The following is a 20,676-nucleotide window of genomic DNA, read 5'->3' on the forward strand; positions in this document are numbered from 1 at the left end:
GTAAGTGATTTACACACGTGCAATAAGAAAACTAAGGAAGGTCACCGTGAAAAAACGCAAGTCAGGGTTAACTACCGCCATCCACACAGGCCCGGGCTATCCGCTCAAGGCGCTGAGCTGCGTGCCATATGGCGCGTTGTTGTGTTGCCTGGCAAGCCTGGGGACCGCCCAGGCTGCACCCTATGTGGAAACCGGCAAACTGGGCGACGCCGCCAGCTGGCGCAGCAATGAGTTCAAGGCCGACTGGGGCCTGGGCGCCGTGCACGCCGACACCGCCTATGCGGCTGGCTATACCGGCAAGGGCGTCAAGCTGGGGATCTTCGACCAGCCGGTGTACGCCCAGCACCCGGAGTTCGCCAGCCCTGACAAGGTGGTGACGATTGTCACCGAGGGCATTCGCCAATACACCGACCCGTATATCCCGGTGAAGGCCGGCGACGCGTTCCGCTACGACGGCACGCCGTCCAAGGACTCCAACGGCAAACTGGGTAACCACGGCACCCACGTCGGCGGCATTGCGGCCGGTAACCGCGATGGCGGGCCGATGCATGGCGTGGCGTTCAACGCACAGATCCTCACCGCCGAAAACGGCGACCCGGGGCCGGAAGACGGGATCATCCTTGGCAACGATGGCGCCGTGTACAAGGCCGGTTGGGATGGGCTGGTCGCCAGTGGCGCACGCATCATCAACAACAGTTGGGGCATCGGCATCGGTGATCAGTACGCCAAAGGGGGTCGTGATCCGGCGTTCCCCAACTTCACCGTCAATGAGGCCCAGGCGCAGTTCAATACCATCCGGCCGATCCTTGGCACCCTCGCAGGTGGTGCGTACCAAGGCGCCATCGACGCGGCCCGCAGCGGTGTGCTGACCATCTTTGCCGCAGGCAATGACTACAACCTCAACAACCCGGATGCGATTTCCGGCCTTGCGTATTTTGTGCCAGAGATCGCGCCTAACTGGCTGTCCGTCGCGGCCCTGCAGCAGAACCCGAATACCGCAAGCCCCGATCCGTATGTGATCAGTACTTTCTCCTCGCGTTGTGGCTATGCGGCGAGCTTTTGCGTGTCGGCACCCGGCACCAAGATCTACAGTTCGATCATCAACGGTACCGACCTGAGCAACCTCACCACCGACTGGGCCAACAAAAACGGCACTTCAATGGCCGCACCCCACGTGGCAGGCGCCGCAGCGGTGCTGATGGAACGCTTCCAATACATGAGCGGTGACCAGATCTCCACTGTGCTCAAGACCACCGCCACCGACCTCGGCGCGCCGGGCATCGACTCGCTGTACGGCTGGGGCATGATCAACCTGGGCAAGGCGGTCAACGGCCCAGGGATGTTTATCACCGCCGAAGATATCCCGGCCGAGTTCCGTATCGACGGTGCCTACGGCAGCGGCCAGTTCGTCGCGGAGTTGCCGGGTCTCGGGGCGGTGGTGGATGCCGGCAAACCCACCCAGCGTGTGTGCGATGACCTGCACTGCGGCCGGGATGTGTGGAGCAACGACATCTCGGGCCATGGCGGCCTGACCAAGCAGGGCATCGGTACCTTGGTGCTCACCGGCGCCAACACCTACAGCGGGCCGACGCGGGTCAACCAGGGCTTGCTGGCGATCAATGGTTCGGTTACCTCCGACGTCACGGTGAGCCAGAGCGGCGTGGTCGGTGGTTCGGGGCGTATCGGTTCGCTGAGCGCGAACAGCGGCGGCACCGTGGCGCCGGGCAATTCCATCGGCACCTTGAACGTGGCGGGCAACGTCAACTTTGAACCGGGCTCGACCTACGCGGTAGAACTGTCGCCCACCAGCAGCGATCGCATCGTCGCCGGCGGCGCGGCCACCCTCAACGGCGGCACCGTGACCCTGGCCCTGGAAAACAGCCCGACCTTGTTGAGTGCCACCCAGGCCCAAAGCCTGATCGGCCGCCAGTACAACATCCTGCAAGCGGCAGGTGGCGTCACCGGCAGCTTCGCGGCAGTGGTGCCCAACTACCTGTTTGTCGGGGGCACCTTGAACTACGCCGCCAACGGTGTGCAGTTGGATGTGGCACGCACCAACAGCTTCGCCAGTGTGGCCGCCACGCCGAACCAGCGCGCCGTGGCCGCCGCCGTCGAGCAATTGGGCGCGGGCAACGGTGTGTATGAAAGCTTGCTGCTGGCACCCACGGCCGCCTCGGCCCAGGGCGCGTTCCAGCAACTGAGCGGGGAGGTTTACCCGGCGCTGGAAACCGCGCTGGTCAATGACAGCCGCTACGTGCGCGAAGCCGTGGGCGAACGCCTGCGCAACGGTGAAATGGGCGCTGCCAGCCAAGCCATCGACAGCCGTGGCAACGTGTGGGTCAAGGCACTGGGCGCATGGGGCAAGACCGACAGCCGCAACGACACCGCGGGCTACACCACCTCCATCGGCGGCATGCTCGCCGGTGTGGACGGCGCCCTCGATGAGGCCACACGCATTGGCCTGGTGGCCGGCTACAGCGACACGTCGCTGAACATGGGCAGCGGCACCCACAGCCGCGCTTCGGTCGACAGCTACCATTTCGGCGCCTATGCCGGGCATGAAATCGGCGCCTGGCGCCTGAGTGGCGGCGCGACCTACAGCTGGCACCGCGCCGATGTCAAACGCGACCTGCAATACGGCGACGTCAGCGGCAAGCAAAAGGCCAAGGTCGATGCCCACAGCACCCAGGTGTTCACCGAAGCTGCGTACCGCATCAACCTGCAACCGCTGGCCCTGGAGCCGTTCGCCAACCTGGCCTACGTGCACCTGGCAACTGACAGCTTCAAAGAGAAGGGCGACGCCGCCGCGCTGAGAAGTGGCGACGACAGCCGTGACCTGGTGCTCAGCACCCTGGGTATGCGCGCCTTGAAGACCTTCAATATCAACGACCATCAGCAACTGGAAGTCTCCGGCACCCTGGGCTGGCAGCACAACCTGAGCAGCACCGATTCGGAGCAGCACCTGGCGTTTGCCTCGGGCGGCCCGTCGTTCACGGTGGAAAGTGCGCCGATGGTGCGCGATGCGGCGTTGGTCGGGGCCCGGGTCAGCCTGGCCTTGAGTAAGGATGCGCGGGTGAACTTCGATTACAACGGCCTGCTGGCCAGCAAAGAGAAGGTGCACGGCGTTGGCTTGAGCCTGGATTGGGCGTTCTAAAGCTTTGAAAAACCACTGTAGGAGCGAGCTTGCTCGCGAAAAACTCAAGTGCGCCGCGTTCCTTCAGGTAGAACGCGTCATCGTTGACGACCTTCGCGAGCAAGCTCGCTCCTACAGGTGGTAACGGATAACAGGTGTTTTGGCTTTCTCTACAAATCCAACAACAGAGAGGCACTACCAATGGGTATCTTTGACTATAAAAACCTCGGTACCGAGGACTCCAAGGCGCTGTTCGCCGATGCCATGGCGATCACGCTGTATTCCTACCACAACCTGGATAACGGCTTTGCCGTCGGCTACCAGAACAACGGCCTCGGCCTGGGCTTGCCCGCCACGCTGGTCAGCGCGCTGATTGGCGGCAGCAACGCCCAAGGGGTCATCCCTGGCATCCCCTGGAACCCCGACTCGGAAAAGGCCGCCCTCGACGCGGTGCAGAAAGCCGGCTGGACGCCTATCAGCGCCAGTACCCTGGGCTACAGCGGCAAGGTCGATGCGCGCGGCACCTTCTTTGGCGAAAAATTCGGCTACGGCACGGCGCAGGCCGAGGTGCTGGGCAAGTACGATGACGCTGGCAAGCTGCTGGAAATCGGCATCAGTTTTCGCGGCACTTCGGGGCCTCGGGAAAGTGTGATCACCGATTCCATCGGCGATGTGATCAGCGACCTGCTCGCCGCCTTCGGGCCCAAGGATTACGCCAAGAACTACGCGGGGGAAGCCTTTGGCGGCTTGCTCAAGAACGTGGCGGACTATGCCAGTGCCCAGGGCCTGAGCGGCAATGACGTCGTGGTCAGCGGCCACAGCCTGGGGGGGCTGGCGGTCAACAGCATGGCCGATTTGAGCGACAGCACCTGGTCAGGGTTTTATAAGGACTCCAACTACGTGGCCTATGCTTCGCCGACCCAAAGCGCCGGCGACAAGGTGCTTAACGTTGGCTACGAAAACGACCCGGTGTTCCGCGCCCTGGATGGCTCGTCATTCAACCTGTCGTCCCTGGGCGTGCACGACAAACCCCACGAGTCGAGCACCGACAACATCGTCAGCTTCAACGACCATTACGCCTCATCCCTGTGGAATGTGCTGCCGTTTTCCATCCTCAACCTGCCCACCTGGGTCTCGCACTTGCCCACCGGTTACGGCGACGGCATGACCCGCATCCTCGATTCGGGCTTCTACGAGCAGATGACCCGCGACTCGACGGTGATCGTCGCCAACCTGTCCGACCCGGCACGGGCCACCACCTGGGTGCAAGACCTCAACCGCAATGCCGAGACGCACAAGGGCAGTACCTTCATCATCGGCAGCGACGGTGACGACCTGATCAAGGGCGGCAGGGGCGTAGACTTTATCGAAGGCGGCAAAGGCAATGACACGATCCGCGACAGCAGCGGGCATAACACGTTTTTGTTCAGCGGGCAGTTTGGCAATGACCGGGTGATTGGCTATCAGGCGACGGACAAGCTGGTGTTCAACGACGTGGCGGGCAGCACCGATTACCGCGATCACGCCAAGGTGGTGGGCGGGGATACCGTCATTAGCTTTGGTACGGATTCGGTGACGCTGGTGGGGGTGAGCAGTCTGTCGGGGGAGGGGATAGTCATCAGCTAACGTATTCGGTGTGGGAGCTGGCTTGCCTGCGATGGCGGCGGTCGAGACAGCCATGCGGTGACTGACAAATCGCTATCGCAGGCAAGCCAGCTCCCACATTTGATGGGGTGTTGCTAGATGATCATTTTTCCTTACGCACGGTGGCCACATCATCGGCCTTTATACGAATACGCTTGCCGGCAATATCGGTGAACTCGTAGAAGCCGTCGGCCGTCTTGGCGTTAGGCGTGTCCTTGGTCAAATATTGCGTGCCATTCTGCAAGGTCACTACGGTTTGCGTGGAGCAACCGGCCAATACCAGAAAAGTGAGTGCAACCAGTGGCAGACCCAAATTCTTCATGTTCATAACCCTTACCTTTAACCCTGAAAAGTCCCGCAGCGTCTGGCTGCGCGGCCATAAATATTACTTGATCAACCCCCTCATCAGATTGTTTTTTTGCAAAAAGTTGCAGGCGCCATTTATCTATTACTGATTGCAACAACCGCTTTGCCCCGGCACTCTGTATGCATAACCAGTATTTGATTGCTTTGCGCCATGGCCAACCCCCTCGAAGACCCCTTGTATTACCTGCATAACTTCCGCCAAGTGCTGGTGTGGTTGGGGCAGCGCTATGCCGATTTGCTCGACGCGCACGAACAGCATTTCATTCAGCAATTTGACAGGTTGCCCCAGGCCTCCCAGGCGTTGTTGGTGCGGATGGTGATGCGCAAGGGCGTGCATTTTCGCGCTGCCAGGCTCCATTACCTGGAAATCGGTTGCCCTCATGCGGCGGCAGGGCCATTGCGGGAGTTGGGATGGGTAGAGGATCAAAGCCCGCTGCCGTTTGCCACCCTGTTTGCTCTGCTGCAAAAAAGTGAACTGCTCGGCGCCTTCAAACCCTGGATCGATCAACCCAAGGGCAACAAGGCCGATTGGCTTGAACCCTTGGCCGCGCAATTTAGCGAACCGCGCAGCTTTGCCCAGTGGTGCCCCGACGTGGACGATGTGCTGTATAGCCTGACGGTCATGGAGTTGTGTGATCGCCTGCGCCTGATGTTCTTCGGCAACCTGCACCAGGACTGGTCGGAATTCGTGTTGGCAGATCTCGGCATCTACACCTATGAAAAAGTCGAGTTCTGCGCTGAGTCTCGCGGTTTACGCAGCCGCGACGACGTGCATGGGTTTGTGTTCCTGCACCAGTGCCAGCAAGCTTTTGAAGCCGGTGAGGCAGTGGATACGGTGCTGGCGCAGGTCGCCACGCTGTGTACCGACAACCCCTGGCTGGAAAAGCGCCGCGCCAAGCTGCTGTTCCAGATCGGCCAGTATTGCGAACGTTGCGCCGAGCTGGCACTGGCTGAACAGATCTACCGCAATTGCACCCATCCCGGTGCGCGGGCGCGGCTGATCCGTGTACTGGAGCGCCAGGAAGATTACGCCCAAGCCATGGCCCTGGCGAGCGAGGCGCAACAGGCCCCCCACAACGCAGCGGAACAACAACACCTGCTGCGCGTCGTGCCGCGCCTGCGCCGCAAACTTGGCGGGCCGGCGCTGCCCAGGGCCAAGCCCCAAGCGGTGGCGCGCCTGGACCTGGCGCTGGTGCAGGAGCCGCTGCTGTCGGTGGAGTCCTGTGTGCTGGCGCACCTGAGTGAACCGGATGCGCCGGTGCATTACGTCGAGAATGGCCTGATCAATTCGCTGTTTGGCTTGCTGTGCTGGGAAGCGATTTTCGCACCGCTGCCAGGGGCGTTCTTCCACCCGTTCCAGCGTGGGCCGGCGGATTTGCACAGCGAGGACTTTTATCAGCGCCGTGAAGCCTTGTTTGCCGCGTGTTTTGCACAACTGGAGGACGGTCGCTACAAGGCGAGCATCCGCCAACGCTATGTGGACAAATGGGGCATTCAGTCGCCGTTCGTGTTCTGGAACCTGCTCAGCGAAGAACTGCTGGAGCAAGCCCTGGCCTGCCTGCCCGCCGAGCACTTGCGTCATTGGTTCACGCGCCTGTTGCAGGATATCCGTGCCAACCGGGCCGGGATGCCGGACCTTATCCAGTTCTGGCCGGCGCAAAACACCTATCGCATGATCGAGGTCAAGGGCCCCGGCGACCGCCTGCAGGACAACCAGTTGCGCTGGCTGGCGTTCTGCGGTGAATACCAGATGCCGGTCACCGTTTGCTACGTGCGCTGGGCGGAGCAACCCGCTTGAGTTACAGCGTGGCCGTGCGGGCGCTGTGTGAGTTCACCGCCAAGGTCGGCGACCTCGACCTGCGCTTTACGCCGTCGCCCAGCGCCCAGGAAGGCATTGTCGGCCATCGTACGGTGGCGTCCCGGCGCAGCGCGCATTATCAGCACGAGGTTGCCCTGGAGGGTGACTACCAGCAGCTCAAGGTGCGGGGCAGGGCGGACGGCTACGACCCTGACGCCAACCGCCTGGAAGAAGTCAAAACCTACCGTGGCGATCTCGCTGCTCAACCCGCCAACCATCGGCAACTGCACTGGGCCCAGGTCAAGGTGTATGGCTGGCTGATGTGCCAGAAACTCGGGCTCGATCACATTGACCTTGCGCTGGTGTACTTCGATATCGTCGGAGAAGGCGAAACCGTACTGAACCAGCGATTCGAGGCGCCAGGCCTTGAGCAGTTCTTCAATCAGCAATGCGCGCTGTTCCTGGACTGGGCGCGGCAAGAGATGCAGCATCGCGACGCACGCAACGCCGCTGCGCAGAACCTGGCGTTTCCCCATGCCGACTTCCGTATCGGGCAACGCGACTTGGCCGAGTCGGTCTACAAAGCGGTGACTACGGGCCGGTGCCTGATGGCCCAGGCGCCCACTGGCATTGGCAAGACCATCGGCACTATTTTCCCGCTGCTCAAGGCCCTGGCGCCGCAGCAACTGGACAAGCTGTTCTTCCTTACCGCCAAGACGCCCGGGCGCAAGCTGGCCCTGGATGCCGCCCAAGTGCTGTACGACAGCAGCCCCGAGCTGTCACTGCGCGTGCTTGAACTGGTGGCACGGGACAAAGCGTGCGAACACCTGGACAAAGCCTGTCACGGTGACTCCTGCCCGTTGGCCAAGGGGTTTTACGACCGCCTGCCTGCCGCTCGCCAGGCTGCGTCCCAGGTGCGCTTGCTCGACCAGCGCAGCCTGCGCAACGTGGCGCTGGCCCACCAGGTATGCCCGTACTACCTGAGCCAGGAAATGGCGCGCTGGAGCGACCTGATCGTCGCCGACTATAACTATTATTTCGACTTTGGCGCCATGCTGTTCGGCCTGGCCCAGCTCAACCAATGGCGCGTCGCGGTGCTGGTGGACGAGGCGCACAACTTGGTCGACCGGGCGCGCTCGATGTACAGCGCCAGCCTGGACCAGTACAGCCTCAAGACCTTGCGCGAGAGCGCGCCCGAGACACTGAAGAAGCCCTTACAGCGCTTGAACCGCGAGTGGAATGCGTTGCACAAGGACCAACTCGCGCCGTATCAGGCATACGCGGCCAAACCAGACAAACTGCTCCAGGCCCTGAGCCTGTGCACCAGCGCCATGGGCGACTACTTCAACGACCACCCCGAAGCCCTCAGCGGTGACTTGCAAGCCTTCTACTTCGACGCGCTGCAATGGGCCAAAGTGGCCGAGCTGTTCAATGAACACTTTATCTTCGATATCACTAAACGCCAGTTCAGCGCCAAGCGCAGCAGCTCGACCCTGTGCCTGCGCAATGTAGTGCCGGCCGAGTTCATTCGGCCCAGGCTGACCGCCGCACGCAGCAGCGTGCTGTTTTCCGCGACCCTGAGCCCGCGCCATTATTACGCGGACTTGCTGGGCCTGCCGGCGGATACCGCCTGGGTTGATGTGGCGTCACCGTTCAAGGCCGAGCAATTGCAGGTCAGCATCGTTGACCGCATCTCTACGCGGTTTGTGCATCGCCAGGCGTCGCTGGAACCCATTGTGGAACTGCTCGCCCGGCAATTCGCCGCGCAACCGGGTAACTACCTGGCGTTTTTCTCAAGCTTCGATTACCTGCAACAGGTGGCCCAGTTAATGGCCGAACGGCACCCACAGATTGCGTTGTGGCTGCAGGCGCGGGGCATGGCCGAGGCCGAGCGCCAAGCATTTTTGGACCAGTTTACCCACCACAGCCAGGGCATTGGCTTTGCGGTGCTGGGCGGTGCGTTTGGCGAAGGTATCGACCTGCCCGGAGCGCGCCTGATCGGTGCCTTTATCGCCACCCTGGGTTTGCCGCAGCTCAACCCGGTGAATGAACAGATCAAGGCACGCATGGGCGCGGTCTTTGGCGCGGGGTATGACTACACCTACCTGTATCCCGGTATTCAGAAAGTGGTGCAGGCAGCGGGGAGGGTGATCCGCAGCCAGCAGGATCGCGGAGTGGTGATGCTGATCGACGACCGCTTTGGCGAATCGCGGGTACGCCAGTTGCTCCCACGTTGGTGGGCGATCAACCCCCTGTAGGAGCGAGCTTGCTCGCGAAAAACGGCAACGATAACGCGGGTTTTCTGAATAAACGCGGCGCCGGTGAGTTTTTCGCGAGCGAGCTCGCTCCTACAGGTGTGTGTTAGACCACTTCCAGGTAGGAGCTTTGTATCTCCCGCGCCAACTCACGCACGGTGTCGATGAATTCTGTCAGCCGAGTATGCAGCCCATCTTCCAGAATCTCATCAATCCCCGTGTACCGCAGCCGCGCCTCGAACTCCGCCGCCAGGCGTTGCGCCGTGCGCCCATAACTGCCGGGCAGGTCGGCCAGGATATGGCTCAATTCCTCGATGCAGGCATGCAGCGAACGGGGCACATCGCTGCGCAACAGCAACAGCTCGGATACCGAGCGTGCATTCAAGGCATTCGGATACAGCTCGGTATACGCCTCGAACGACGACAACGCGCGCAGCAGGGCGCTCCACTGGTAATAACCGCGTGCCGACAGGTCGCTGACTTCTTCAGACTCTTCGCCGAACATCTCATAGCGTGCATCCAGCAGGCGCAGGGTGTTATCGGCGCGCTCGACAAAGGTGCCCAGGCGAATGAAGCGGTAGGCGTCATTGCGCATGATGGTGCCCGAGGTTGCGCCACGAAACAGGTGTGAGCGTTGTTTGACCCAATCACAGAAGTGGCTGATGCCATGCCGTGCCAGGCCGCCGGCGGCGATGCTGCGCATTTCCAGCCAGGTGGCGTTGAGGTTTTCCCACATATCGGCGGTAATGCGCCCGCGTACCGCATGGGCATTGCCTCGGGCGGCGCGCAGGCAGTTGTAAATGCTCGCGGGGTTTTCTGCATCGAGGGCAAAGAAGTGCAACATGCGCTCGGCATCCAGGGTCTGGTGCCGTTCCAGGTAGTTGTCCAGGGTGCCGCTGCTGAGCAACGACATCGCCAATTCGTCCAAGCCATCGCTGCGCCCGGCCTGGGGCATCAAGGACAGCGAATAACTGACTTCCAGCATGCGTGCCAGGTTCTCGGCACGCTCCAGGTAGCGCGACATCCAATACAGATCTGCAGCCGTTCTACTCAGCATACTCAGCCCTCCACCACCCAGGTGTCCTTGGTTCCACCGCCTTGCGACGAGTTGACGACCAGCGAGCCTTCCTTCAGCGCCACGCGGGTCAAGCCTCCGGGCACCAGGCGGGTTTCCTTGCCCGAGAGCACGAAGGGCCGCAGGTCGATGTGCCGGGGTGCGATGCCGTTTTCGACAAAGGTCGGGCAGGTGGACAGGCTCAGGGTCGGTTGGGCGATATACGCATGGGGACGCGCCTTGATGCGCTGGCGGAAGTCCTCGATCTCGGCGGCCGTCGACGCCGGGCCCACCAGCATGCCGTAGCCGCCGGAGCCCTGGGTTTCCTTGACCACCAACTGCTCGAGGTTGGCCAATACATGGGACAGTTCATCGGGCTTGCGGCATTGGAAGGTCGGCACGTTCTGCAGGATCGGTTCCTCGTCCAGGTAGAAGCGGATCATGGCCGGTACGTAGGGGTAGATCGACTTGTCGTCAGCCACGCCGGTGCCGATGGCGTTGGCCAGCACCACATTGCCGGCGCAGTAAGCCGCCACCAGCCCGGGCACGCCGAGCATTGACTCGGGGTTGAACGCCTGGGGGTCGAGGAAAGCGTCGTCGATGCGCCGGTAGATCACGTCCACGGCCTTGGGGCCGTCGGTGGTGCGCATGAACACCTTGAGGTCCTGCACGAACAGATCGGCGCCTTCCACCAGTTCCACGCCCATTTCCCGGGCAAGGAACGCGTGTTCGAAGAAGGCGCTGTTGAAGCGCCCTGGAGTCAGGACGACCACGTTGGGATTGTCCAGGCGGCTGGAACTCTTCAAGGTCTTGAGCAGCAGGTTAGGGTAATGATCCACCGGCGCAATGCGCTGTTTGGCGAACACTTCCGGGAACAGGCGCATCATCATCTTGCGGTCTTCGAGCATGTAGCTCACGCCGCTGGGGGTGCGCAGGTTGTCTTCCAGCACGTAGTAGGTACCGTCGCCGTCGCGTACCAGGTCGACGCCGGAGATGTGCGAGTAGATGCCACGGTGCAGGTCAAGACCGACCATGGCCTTCTGATAGCCCTCATTGCCCAGGACCTGGTCGGCGGGAATGATCCCGGCCTTGATAATGCGCTGGTCGTGGTAGATGTCGGCGAGGAACATGTTCAATGCATTAACCCGCTGGATACAGCCGCGCTCGATCAGGCTCCATTCACTGGCGGGGATGCTGCGGGGAATGATGTCGAAGGGAATCAGGCGTTCGGTGTCTTGCTCGTCGCCATACAGGGTGAAGGTGATCCCGGCGCGATGGAACAGCAAATCCGCTTCACGGCGACGCTGGGCCAGCAGTTCCGGCGGCGTGTTGGCCAGCCAGCGAGAGAAGTCCTGATAGTGCGCACGGCATACGCCGTTTGCGTCATTCATTTCATCAAAGAAAGATCGAGCCATTCCAGTACCTTGTCAGTGCCCAGTGTGGCTTGGGGTGGCACTGCCGCTTAAAAAAACGCATGTTTTTATGAGCCCGTGGCTGAAGGTGCCAACAGACCTGGTCCTTACTTTCTTATGGGGGCGGCTCTGGGTCGGGGGGTAACGCATGCTCCTGTTTTCGGGGTGGTGAATGGATAAAGCAATGCCTGTGCCGGAATGCCATTAATCCCCTGTAGGAGCGAGCTTGCTCGCGAAAAACTCACCGGCACCGCGTTTAATCAGGCAGCCCGCGTTAGCGTTGACGTTTTTCGCGAGCAAGCTCGCTCCTACAGAGGGCGGTGGTCGCCCTGAATTGGTGCGTGAACCTACTTGAACTTCACCAGGCCCCGATTCTTCTAAGGAGTTTCGTCACCTTGTGGAGCACCGTCGTGTCCAGAATCATCTCCCCCCACACTCCGGAAGCGGCCCTGAACGACCACAGCGAACACAACGCAAAGATTTTCGGCTCGCCCAAGGACCGCCTCGACTTTTACCGGCGCGAGATTCAGTACGAAACCAGCATCCTGGCCAACCGCACCGACGCCTACCTGACGGCGCAATCCTTCCTGGTGATTGCCTTTGTTTCCGGCATGGGTAACCTCAACCCGGAATGGGGCAAGCTGTTCACGCTGGTGGTGCCGATCTTCCTGGTTTCGCTGGGTATTCTCAGCTCGCTGAACGCTTGGCCCGGTATCCGTGCGGCGTATGAAATCATCGACCACTGGCACTACAAGCAAAGCGAATTGCTGCGCAGCGAACCGGTGATGGGCATGGCCTACGATGAGTCGCCGCTGTTTTCCGAGGTGGAGTCGAGCCACAAGGGCTATCGCAAGTCGCTGTTGTTTTCCATGCGTGCGCCATGGCTGTTCATGGTGTTCTGGCTGGTGTTGGGCATCTATGCGTTCTATATCCAGGTGGACAACCCGCTGCGCTGAGCAAGCGAACGGAACTTCAGCCGTGGCCATGACGCCTTACCTCTATGCGGTACAGATTTTTTACCGGCCTGCAAAGAGGTGCCTCATGACCCAGTCTAATGATCCACAGACTAACAATCGCAATGACCCCGCGATCGACGGCGGCGAGCCTGCCCCTGGCACCGCCGCCGATGCGCCCAAGGATCCAACGCCTGCGAGCGACCCAAAGGCCAAGGAAAACGACTACAGTCCAGACTTCAAGCCTGAGCGCGAGCACAAGCCTGAAACCGATGCCGATATCGATACTCAAGGCGGTTAGAGGAGACGCACATGTCAAAAGAACTGGACGAAGAACTCAACGACCCCGGCAACGAAGACCCGGGGTCGTTGATGGACGATGCCGAGGTACCGCTGAACGACTTGGATGAAGCGGCGGACGTTGGCAACACTGAAAATCAGGACTGATCCGGCGGCGGGCCCGAGGGGTTACTGAGCTTGAAGTAGACTTCCTCCTCGGCCCCGCCGTCCAGCGACACCTCCTGACCCACCACGCGGTTATCGATCAGCGTCTGCGCCTGATCGCGGCTGATATTGACCACCGTGCTGCGCTTGCCGGTGATCACATACACCACATCCACCCCATGCTCGGCCAAGGCTGCCAGGTAGTCGGCATGGGGCAGGTCTTCGCCCAGTTCATATTGACGTTGCTCGCGCGTGGTCACGCCGCCTGCCTGTGCCAGGTATTGCTGCGAATATCCCAGGCGTTGGCGTTCCTCAAGCAATCGTTGGGCGATGTTTTTCATTGGCTGACTCGCACTGTAGGTCCTGACTGTTTGAAACCCCGGCGCGGTGCAGGATTCAATTTTTTTGCGCAGCCTGACGCTCATACCACACCAGCATCGGCTGAGTACTCAGGCCATGGACCAGGATGCTCAACGCGATGACCGACAGCGTCAGGTTGACTGCCACCGCACTGCTGGTGCCCACCAGCCCATGGTTGAGCGCATAAAACAGGTAGTAAATGCTGCCGATCCCACGAATGCCGAACCAACTGACCAGGCTGCGTTGCCGACGGTCCAGCAGGCGGCCCCACGGCATGGCGAATACGCTGGCGGGGCGAATCACACAGAACAGCAGCGGCGCTACCGCCAACGCGCGCCACTCCCAGTGGCTGACCAGCACGATGCCCAAGACTGTTACCAGGAACACCTCCATGGCCCGCTCCACCAGGCTGCCGAAGGCCAGCATGTCGCCCATCATCACGCCTGCTGCGATCTGGGTGTCTTTCAGGTGGCTGACGTCGCCATGCAAGGCTTGTTCGGGCTCGATTTCAAGGTGGCCCACCACCGGTTGCGCCAGGTGCTCGGCGGGTGTCTGGGCGTTGCCAGTGGACTTCACCTCGGCCTGACGCAACCCCAGGCCCGCTGCGAAGACCGACAGGAAGCCAAAGCCGCCCACGGCTTCGGCGCTCACATAGGCGAGGGCGATCAATGCCAGTGTCAGGTAATCATTGGGCGAGAGGGTGCTGTCGGCATTGATCAGGCGCAGGCGCAACGTCACACGGCCGATACCTCGCCCCATCCAGTAGCCGATCAATAGCCCGACCGGCACCGCCCACACCAGGTTTTTCAGCACCCAGCCGCCGACCCAGTCACCATCGAAGCCGCCGTGTTGCATGAACAGCAGGCCGAAGATCACAAACGGAAAGGCGCTGCCATCGTTGAGCCCCGCTTCGCCGGACAGGCCGAAGCGCAGCGCGTCGTAGTCCTGGGCATTGTTGACCTGAACCAGGCCCGCCAGCACTGGGTCGGTCGGCGCCAAAATCGCGCCCACCAGCAATGACACGCCCCACGACAGATCCAGCAGGTAATGCAGTAACAGCCCGGTACCGAGGATGGTCAGCAGCATGACCGGGCCGGCCAGGCCGAAGGCGATGCGCCAGGTGCGATGCCTGAGTGGCAGGCGCAGTTTCAGGCCGCTGACGAACAGCGAAAACAGCACCGCCACTTCGGTCAGGTGCTCCATCCAGCGCGCCGAACCCTTGATGTCCAGATGCAGCAGGTCCACGCCCAACGGGCCGATGGCGATACCCAGCAGCAGGCACACCGCCGAGGTGGTGACTGGCATCCAGCGCAGGTAGGAGGAGGTGAGCGCGAGCGTCAGCAGCACCGCGCCCAATACGGCCAACCATAGAATGAAAGTCATTGTGCGTGCACCCGGCCGTGGTTCATTCAGGTTGGAGGGCCGTGGCCAAGTGCGGGTTCAAACAATCAACGGGTTGAAGTGGCTTCTGTGGGAGCGGGCTTGCCCGCGAATGCGGTATACCCGTCAACATAGTCGGTGACTGACACCCTGTATTCGCGAGCAAGCCCGCTCCCACATTTGACTGTGTTTGGTCATGACACGCCCTTGGCATGGCACCTTAGCGATCCCCCAGCGGCGGCAGGCGCCGTTTCACCGGGGTTTTCTTTACGATCGCCGTGTTGGTTTCGGCATACCCATTGATCCGGTCCAGCAGGCTGTCCAACTGGTCCATGGTGCGCACATGCAGGCGGGCGATGAAGCAGTCCTCGCCGGTGACCTTGTCGCATTCGGTGAACTCGGGGATCGCCTGGATCTGGCGCTCCACTTCCTGCAATTTGCCGGGCAGGGGGCGGATGCGCACGATGGCTTGCAACAGGTAGCCGAAGTGCTTGGGGTCGATGTCGACGGTGTAGTGGGTCAGCACGCCGCGTTCCTCCAGGCGGCGCAGGCGTTCGCTGACGCTGGGCGAGGACAGCCCGGTGATGCCTGCCAGGGCTTTGAGGGACAGCCGCGAGTCGTCCATCAAGGCGGCGATCAATTGCTGGTCGATGGTGTCGATCATGGTTTGTGCCTAATAAGAAAAGGTGAATTAGGGGTTTTGCCTTTTTTAGACGCTGTAGCCGTCGCGGACAGATTGCCATACTGGAGCTTCACTTGAGGAGCTTCAATCATGGATTCATCCATCCGTCGCGGGTCGTGGGAAATGGTCGCCGCCATGCTGATCTCGGGCAGTATTGGCTGGTTTGTGCTGGTGTCTGGCGTGTCGGTGATCGAGGTGGTGTTCTGGCGCTGCGTGATCGGCGCGCTGACACTGTTACTGGTGTGCGCCTGGCTGGGTTACCTGCGTGTAGACCTGCTCAGTTGGGCAAAACTGGGGCTGGCCGTGCTCAGCGGCGTGGCCATTGTCGGCAACTGGCTGCTGCTGTTTGAATCCTATTCCCGGGCATCCATCGCTATCAGCACCGCGGTATACAACGTGCAGCCGTTTATGTTGGTGATGCTGGCGGCGGTGTTTCTCGGTGAGAAGATCACCGTGCAGAAACTGGCGTGGTTGAGCGTGGCGTTCCTGGGCATGTTGGCGATTGTCACCGCCCATGGCGAGCAGACGGGTGGCGGTGATTATCTGGTAGGCATCGCGCTGGCCCTGGGCGCGGCATTTTTGTATGCGATCGCTGCGTTGATCATCAAGCGCCTCAAGGAAGTACCGCCGCATTTGATGGCGTTGATCCAGGTGGCCACTGGCGCGGTACTCCTAACGCCGTTGGTACCCTGGAATGGCTTGCCTGCGTCCACAAATGCCTGGGCTGCGCTGCTGACCTTGGGGGTTGTGCATACCGGGTTGATGTATGTGCTGCTGTATGGCGCGATCCAGAAACTACCGACCGCCATTACCGGCGCACTGTCGTTCATCTACCCGATTGCAGCGATCTTTGTGGATTGGATTGCGTTCGGGCATCGCCTGGGGTGGCTGCAATGGCTGGGCGTGGCGGCGATTCTGCTGGCAGCGGCGGGGTTGCAGCGGGGCTGGTGGTGGCCCCGCAACCTCGGTAGGCGCGAGCTTGCTCGCGAACAAGGTTAACGATGACGCAGCGCATCGGGGGGAAACGCGGCGTCAGATGAGGGTTAGTGCGTGCCTTGGTAGATAAGGTTTTCCGGGTTGAAATGCTCCACCGCGCTGCCGGGCTGCGGCAGGCCGAGGATATGCCCCTTGATCTTGCCTACCACGTGCATCTCGCAAGGTTTGCAGTCGAACTTCAGGGTCAGCACTTCGTCGCCGTGGATCAACTGCATCGGCGCCACCTTGGTCTTCACCCCGGTCACGCCCTTGGCCTGTTTAGGGCACAGGTTGAATGAGAAACGCAGGCAGTGCTTGGTGATCATCACCGGCACTTCGCCGGTTTCTTCGTGGGCTTCGAAGGCCGCGTCGATCAGCTTTACGCCGTGACGATGGTAGAAGTCCCGGGCTTTCTGGTTGTAAACGTTGGCCAGGAACGACAGGTGCGCCTCGGGGTAAACCGGCGGCGGCGAGGTTTCAGCCTTGCGCCCACCCCGTGGGTGCGCGGCGACGCGTGCGGCAGTCAGCGCTTCGATCACTTCACGGCGCAAGGCTTTGAGCTGCGAGTTGGGGATGAAGAACGCCTGCGGCGCATCCAGCTCGATGCGGGTGGCATGGTATTCGGTGGTGCCGAGCTGGCCGAGCAGGTCGCGCAGGGTGTCCAGCGCCTGTTCCGGCTTGTTGGCCACGCCAAACGGGCCGGGCAGGGTGACACTGGCGCTGATGCCTTCTTCGCTGGTCGCGGTGATTTGCAGCTGCTCTTCACGCAGGCGCGCGACCCATGACAAGCCGATACGGCGCTCGGCCGAGGTCTTGAGCAGGGCCTGCTGCCAGTTGTGGTCTAGGTTGCGATTGAGCGGGTGATGGGGGCGCAGTTGATGCAGGCCGGCCGGCATTTCGTTGGGCTCGACGCGGTAGCGGTAGCGCTTCTCACCGTCTTCTTCGAACTCACCCTTGGGCTCGGCGATATTGGCGCGAAAGCCCACCACTTCACGCTTGATCAGCACATTGAGACCGTCGCCGTTGGACAGCGGCTCATGGGTGACCACCTGCAAGTCGCGCTTGCCGGCTTTTTCCACGGTGCCCACGGGCAGGCCGGTGAAGGTCGGGGTGTCAAAGGCGCCGATGTCGATCTTGCGGTCGCTGACAAAGTAGTCGGTGCTGCCACGGTGGAAGGTTTTTTCCGGGTCGGGCAGGAAGAAGTGCGCGGTACGGCCGCTGGAAGCGCGGGCCAGGTCCGGGCGGTCTTCGAGGATCTCGTCGAGGCGCTGGCGGTAGTAGGCGGTGATGTTCTTCACATAGCCCATGTCCTTGTAGCGGCCTTCGATCTTGAACGAACGCACGCCCGCTTCGACCAATGCGCGCAGGTTGGCGCTCTGGTTGTTGTCTTTCATCGACAGCAGGTGCTTTTCAAAAGCAACCACGCGGCCTTGGTCATCTTTCAAGGTGTAGGGCAGGCGGCAGGCCTGGGAGCAGTCGCCACGGTTGGCGCTGCGGCCATTTTGCGCGTGGGAGATATTGCACTGGCCGGAGAAGGCTACGCACAGGGCGCCGTGGATAAAGAACTCGATGGCCGCATCGGTCTCATCGGCAATGGCGCGGATCTCTTGCAAGTTCAACTCGCGGGCCAATACCAACTGCGAGAAACCAGCCTGGTCAAGGAACTTGGCCCGGCCCAGGGTGCGGATGTCGGTCTGGGTGCTGGCGTGCAGCTCGATCGGCGGAATATCCAGCTCCATCACGCCCAGGTCTTGCACGATCAACGCATCGACACCGGCATCGTAGAGCTGATGGATCAGCTTGCGTGCGGGCTCCAGCTCGTTGTCATGCAGGATGGTGTTGATGGTGGTGAAGACGCGGGCGTGGTAACGGCGGGCGAATTCCACCAGTTGAGCGATATCGCTCACCTCGTTACACGCATTATGGCGGGCGCCGAAGCTCGGCCCGCCGATATAAACGGCGTCGGCGCCGTGCAGGATAGCCTCGCGCGCAATGGCGACATCGCGGGCAGGGCTGAGCAATTCCAGGTGATGCTTGGGCAAGGACATAGTTTTTTAGTCAGGCTTGTCACGGTTGAGGCGCGCATTGTAGCCGCGAAATGCCTGGGCGGCATCTACCGCAGGGCTGTCGGGCCTGATGCAAGCCCGTTAAGCGAACGCATTACTCAACGCAACGAAGACCCAATGTGGGAGCTGGCTTGCCTGCGAAGACGGCCTGACAGCCGACCTCTATCGACCTGATGCCCCGCGTTCCAAATGTGGGAGCTGGCTTGCCTGCGATGACGACCTGACAGGCGACACTGTTATACCGAGTACATATCCATTCCTGCGGTAACGGCCACCTAGGGTTCCGCTCTGACAGCGGGTCACTTTTGGAAGGACCCAAAAGTAACCAAAAGGTCCTCGCCCCCCCACTCGGCACCTCGCTTGGGCTCGGTGTGCCCGTAATCCGCCAGTGATTTGGGGGGCCGCCGCCACGCGCCATCCATGGCGCGGGGCGGCTAAACCGGCATCCCTGCCGGTTTACCCCCCAAATCCCTGTCGAATTCCGGCCAGCGTGGTTTAACGGGGCGCCTGAGATCAAGATCAAAAGCAGATCAAGATCAAGAGCGGCTCGCTTCGCATCGTGGTTACGGGGCTGCGGCGAACTGCACAGTTGTGTAGATACCTATGCTGCGATGGCGATGTAACATTCACCACCGCTACCGCAGGCAAGCCCACCTTTTTGACCGCGTTCGACATTCCGATCAGATCGGCGCTAACGGCGCCACAGATTCAAGCCTTGGCAGCCATCGCCGTCACTTCCACGCGCATGCCTTCCACCGCCAAAGCCGCAACGCCCACGGCCGCCCGCACTGGCCAGGGCTTGGCGAAAAAGCGCTTGTAGACTTCGTTGAACGCGGCACGGTCGGCCATGTCGGTGAGGTAAATAGTCAAGTGCATAACCCGGTCCATGGAGCTGCCGGCTTTTTCCAGCGCGACTTTCAGCGCTTGCAGGGTGCACTCGCTTTGCTGGGTGATATCGCCCAGCTCCAGGCTGCCATCGGCACGGGTGGGAATCTGGGTGGAGACCAGGATGCCGTTGAAGCCGATCACGTCGGAGGAGATGGAATCGGCGTCTGGGTCGGGGGTATAGGACAGGTCGTGGTTGGCCATGGGCACCTCGTGTTGGCAGGAACAGAAAGGCGCCATGGTCGGTGAAAAAAACGCTTGGGGCAAACGTGCGTTATTTTTGGGCTTGTTGCTGACGCCGTTTGGCGATTCGTGAATGGGCCGCTGTAAATTTTTCGTTCGAGAAAAGCCGATCGCTGTTGGCATGGTCTCGCGTGAATACAATTTTCCACAAGTACTCGAAACTTTCATAGTGAGATGAGGGAATGCTATCTACACAAAAACGAGATTGAAATGAGGGCGAAGTTGAGAGCGTGGCGCGCAACACATGGTACTTGGGATTGATGAAGGCTTGGTAAAAAAGGTATTTTATTTCGTAGGTGGTGAATTGAGAGGAAAGTATATTAAGATAATGCTCTTTTTTTTCAGCAGAAAAGCAATCATCCTGAATAAGCAGGAGTATTGAGTTGAGTGTTTCCATATACCTGGATTGGGAGCGGAAATGGCTATGGCACAGGCTGTATAGCTCATAGATAAACTCATCTTTTTCAACCTCGCTCGCGCGGGAAGGAAAAGGAACTTTCCGCTGCGGTTTGCATTTTTCGTCAAATTGCTGCTGCTTGCTGCTAAGGGCATCAATACCTTGTATTCGAATGGGGGAGTTGGCCGACACTTTTATGGATAGTTGGTCTAGGTTGTCGCGGTATAGGGACAGTAGGCGATAGAAAGACTCCTCAAATTGTTGTTGCCTGAAAGTTTGGCTCTGCAGTTTTATTTCGGAGCGAGTCTCCGATAACTCCATTCTGGTAAGTTTGAGGTCTTCGCGCTGCAAGAATATGGTCACCAGCAGGCCAGCAAATCCCAAACCTGTAAACAGACTATTCAATGCGCCAAAGCTATCGCCAAAAGTTCCTGCTTTTGCGATTGAATACTCTGTAATAGGCCACGTTTTTACTATTAAAAAGGTACCGTATGAAAAAACGGTAAGTAGAATTAATGAAAAACTGGTAGCGAGTACTCTTTTTATATGCAGGCTGGGCGGTGATGTTGGAGTTGATAGGTCATTACTGTAAAAAAAAACCGAAATCTTCTTCATTTTGCTTCCTTGGT

General features: G+C 60.4%; 17 protein-coding genes. 8 read left to right on the forward strand and 9 right to left on the reverse strand.

What is annotated here, in order from left to right; translation table 11 throughout:
• Nucleotides 1–46 precede the first annotated feature (46 nt).
• Nucleotides 47–3,154: an autotransporter outer membrane beta-barrel domain-containing protein gene (locus tag MF6394_RS19345; RefSeq protein ID WP_078467315.1), complete on the forward strand. Its 3,108-nt coding sequence runs from the start codon at nucleotides 47–49 to the stop codon at nucleotides 3,152–3,154.
• Nucleotides 3,155–3,334: 180 nt separating this feature from the next.
• Nucleotides 3,335–4,759, forward strand: coding sequence for a polyurethane esterase (locus MF6394_RS19355; protein ID WP_078467317.1), 1,425 nt, complete (start codon nucleotides 3,335–3,337; stop codon nucleotides 4,757–4,759).
• A gap of 121 nt (nucleotides 4,760–4,880) precedes the next feature.
• On the opposite strand, the gene MF6394_RS19360 is transcribed toward MF6394_RS19355, so the two are convergent.
• Nucleotides 4,881–5,105: a YgdI/YgdR family lipoprotein gene (locus MF6394_RS19360; protein WP_003191162.1), complete on the reverse strand. Its 225-nt coding sequence runs from the start codon at nucleotides 5,103–5,105 to the stop codon at nucleotides 4,881–4,883.
• A 189-nt stretch (nucleotides 5,106–5,294) separates the two neighbouring features.
• Here MF6394_RS19360 and MF6394_RS19365 point away from each other — a divergent pair, with 189 nt between their 5' ends.
• Both MF6394_RS19365 and MF6394_RS19370 read left to right on the forward strand, forming a co-directional pair.
• Nucleotides 5,295–6,941 (forward strand): VRR-NUC domain-containing protein, encoded by a 1,647-nt coding sequence (locus MF6394_RS19365; RefSeq protein ID WP_078467318.1) that lies wholly within the window; start codon nucleotides 5,295–5,297, stop codon nucleotides 6,939–6,941.
• On the forward strand, nucleotides 6,938–9,199 hold the full coding sequence (locus tag MF6394_RS19370; RefSeq protein ID WP_078467319.1) for an ATP-dependent DNA helicase: 2,262 nt from the start codon (nucleotides 6,938–6,940) through the stop codon (nucleotides 9,197–9,199). The genes MF6394_RS19365 and MF6394_RS19370 overlap by 4 nt, the downstream gene beginning before the upstream one ends.
• Nucleotides 9,200–9,302: 103 nt before the next feature.
• On the opposite strand, the gene MF6394_RS19375 is transcribed toward MF6394_RS19370, so the two are convergent.
• Nucleotides 9,303–10,253 (reverse strand): alpha-E domain-containing protein, encoded by a 951-nt coding sequence (locus MF6394_RS19375; protein ID WP_044273752.1) that lies wholly within the window; start codon nucleotides 10,251–10,253, stop codon nucleotides 9,303–9,305.
• 2 nt (nucleotides 10,254–10,255) lie between these two features.
• Complete coding sequence (locus MF6394_RS19380; RefSeq protein ID WP_032897394.1) at nucleotides 10,256–11,665, reverse strand: circularly permuted type 2 ATP-grasp protein; 1,410 nt, start codon at nucleotides 11,663–11,665, stop codon at nucleotides 10,256–10,258.
• Nucleotides 11,666–12,072: 407 nt separating this feature from the next.
• Between MF6394_RS19380 and MF6394_RS19385 the strand changes: the two genes are divergently transcribed.
• The 3 genes from MF6394_RS19385 (at nucleotide 12,073) to MF6394_RS34950 (ending at nucleotide 13,062) form a co-directional block, all read left to right on the forward strand.
• Nucleotides 12,073–12,618, forward strand: a complete 546-nt coding sequence (locus MF6394_RS19385) for a hypothetical protein (RefSeq protein ID WP_014718415.1) — start codon at nucleotides 12,073–12,075, stop codon at nucleotides 12,616–12,618.
• Nucleotides 12,619–12,703: 85 nt separating this feature from the next.
• The gene (locus MF6394_RS19390) at nucleotides 12,704–12,916 is read left to right on the forward strand and encodes a hypothetical protein (RefSeq protein WP_069558133.1); all 213 of its coding nucleotides are present in this window, start codon (nucleotides 12,704–12,706) and stop codon (nucleotides 12,914–12,916) included.
• An 11-nt stretch (nucleotides 12,917–12,927) separates the two neighbouring features.
• Nucleotides 12,928–13,062, forward strand: a complete 135-nt coding sequence (locus tag MF6394_RS34950) for a hypothetical protein (protein ID WP_003191171.1) — start codon at nucleotides 12,928–12,930, stop codon at nucleotides 13,060–13,062.
• On the opposite strand, the gene MF6394_RS19395 is transcribed toward MF6394_RS34950, so the two are convergent.
• The 3 genes from MF6394_RS19395 to MF6394_RS19405 all read right to left on the reverse strand — a co-directional run bounded on the left by MF6394_RS19395 (nucleotide 13,053) and on the right by MF6394_RS19405 (nucleotide 15,463).
• Nucleotides 13,053–13,400 carry a helix-turn-helix domain-containing protein gene (locus MF6394_RS19395; RefSeq protein ID WP_047710833.1) on the reverse strand — a complete coding sequence of 116 codons (348 nt, stop codon included), beginning with the start codon at nucleotides 13,398–13,400 and terminating at the stop codon, nucleotides 13,053–13,055. The two genes, MF6394_RS34950 and MF6394_RS19395, sit on opposite strands and share 10 nt — an antisense overlap.
• Before the next feature lie 55 nt (nucleotides 13,401–13,455).
• The gene (locus MF6394_RS19400; protein WP_078467320.1) at nucleotides 13,456–14,802 is read right to left on the reverse strand and encodes a cation:proton antiporter; all 1,347 of its coding nucleotides are present in this window, start codon (nucleotides 14,800–14,802) and stop codon (nucleotides 13,456–13,458) included.
• A gap of 217 nt (nucleotides 14,803–15,019) precedes the next feature.
• Nucleotides 15,020–15,463: an Lrp/AsnC family transcriptional regulator gene (locus tag MF6394_RS19405; protein WP_032897385.1), complete on the reverse strand. Its 444-nt coding sequence runs from the start codon at nucleotides 15,461–15,463 to the stop codon at nucleotides 15,020–15,022.
• A 108-nt stretch (nucleotides 15,464–15,571) separates the two neighbouring features.
• On the opposite strand from MF6394_RS19405, the gene MF6394_RS19410 reads away from it, so the two are divergent.
• Nucleotides 15,572–16,480, forward strand: coding sequence for a DMT family transporter (locus MF6394_RS19410; RefSeq protein ID WP_078467321.1), 909 nt, complete (start codon nucleotides 15,572–15,574; stop codon nucleotides 16,478–16,480).
• Between the two features lie 44 nt (nucleotides 16,481–16,524).
• On the opposite strand, the gene MF6394_RS19415 is transcribed toward MF6394_RS19410, so the two are convergent.
• The 3 genes from MF6394_RS19415 to MF6394_RS19425 all read right to left on the reverse strand — a co-directional run bounded on the left by MF6394_RS19415 (nucleotide 16,525) and on the right by MF6394_RS19425 (nucleotide 20,662).
• Nucleotides 16,525–18,504: a peptidase U32 family protein gene (locus tag MF6394_RS19415; RefSeq protein ID WP_078467322.1), complete on the reverse strand. Its 1,980-nt coding sequence runs from the start codon at nucleotides 18,502–18,504 to the stop codon at nucleotides 16,525–16,527.
• 726 nt (nucleotides 18,505–19,230) lie between these two features.
• Nucleotides 19,231–19,611, reverse strand: a complete 381-nt coding sequence (locus tag MF6394_RS19420; RefSeq protein WP_003191178.1) for a RidA family protein — start codon at nucleotides 19,609–19,611, stop codon at nucleotides 19,231–19,233.
• A gap of 70 nt (nucleotides 19,612–19,681) precedes the next feature.
• Nucleotides 19,682–20,662, reverse strand: coding sequence for a putative phage abortive infection protein (locus MF6394_RS19425; protein WP_078467323.1), 981 nt, complete (start codon nucleotides 20,660–20,662; stop codon nucleotides 19,682–19,684).
• Between the last annotated feature and the right edge of the window lie 14 nt (nucleotides 20,663–20,676).

Origin of the sequence: Pseudomonas sp. MF6394, from assembly GCF_002018845.1 — a bacterium.
Classification (GTDB): Bacteria; Pseudomonadota; Gammaproteobacteria; order Pseudomonadales; family Pseudomonadaceae; genus Aquipseudomonas; species Aquipseudomonas lactis.

Excerpts from the sequence above, each read along its gene's own strand:
- MF6394_RS19410 (WP_078467321.1), top strand. The coding sequence starts at position 15,572 with ATGGATTCATCCATCCGTCGCGGGTCGTGGGAAATGGTCGCCGCCATG.
- MF6394_RS19395 (WP_047710833.1), bottom strand. The coding sequence starts at position 13,400 with ATGAAAAACATCGCCCAACGATTGCTTGAGGAACGCCAACGCCTGGGA.
- MF6394_RS19405 (WP_032897385.1), bottom strand. The coding sequence starts at position 15,463 with ATGATCGACACCATCGACCAGCAATTGATCGCCGCCTTGATGGACGAC.
- MF6394_RS19360 (WP_003191162.1), bottom strand. The coding sequence starts at position 5,105 with ATGAACATGAAGAATTTGGGTCTGCCACTGGTTGCACTCACTTTTCTG.
- MF6394_RS34950 (WP_003191171.1), top strand. The coding sequence starts at position 12,928 with ATGTCAAAAGAACTGGACGAAGAACTCAACGACCCCGGCAACGAAGAC.
- MF6394_RS19390 (WP_069558133.1), top strand. The coding sequence starts at position 12,704 with ATGACCCAGTCTAATGATCCACAGACTAACAATCGCAATGACCCCGCG.
- MF6394_RS19355 (WP_078467317.1), top strand. The coding sequence starts at position 3,335 with ATGGGTATCTTTGACTATAAAAACCTCGGTACCGAGGACTCCAAGGCG.
- MF6394_RS19365 (WP_078467318.1), top strand. The coding sequence starts at position 5,295 with ATGGCCAACCCCCTCGAAGACCCCTTGTATTACCTGCATAACTTCCGC.
- MF6394_RS19380 (WP_032897394.1), bottom strand. The coding sequence starts at position 11,665 with ATGGCTCGATCTTTCTTTGATGAAATGAATGACGCAAACGGCGTATGC.
- MF6394_RS19415 (WP_078467322.1), bottom strand. The coding sequence starts at position 18,504 with ATGTCCTTGCCCAAGCATCACCTGGAATTGCTCAGCCCTGCCCGCGAT.
- MF6394_RS19420 (WP_003191178.1), bottom strand. The coding sequence starts at position 19,611 with ATGGCCAACCACGACCTGTCCTATACCCCCGACCCAGACGCCGATTCC.
- MF6394_RS19425 (WP_078467323.1), bottom strand. The coding sequence starts at position 20,662 with ATGAAGAAGATTTCGGTTTTTTTTTACAGTAATGACCTATCAACTCCA.
- MF6394_RS19375 (WP_044273752.1), bottom strand. The coding sequence starts at position 10,253 with ATGCTGAGTAGAACGGCTGCAGATCTGTATTGGATGTCGCGCTACCTG.
- MF6394_RS19400 (WP_078467320.1), bottom strand. The coding sequence starts at position 14,802 with ATGACTTTCATTCTATGGTTGGCCGTATTGGGCGCGGTGCTGCTGACG.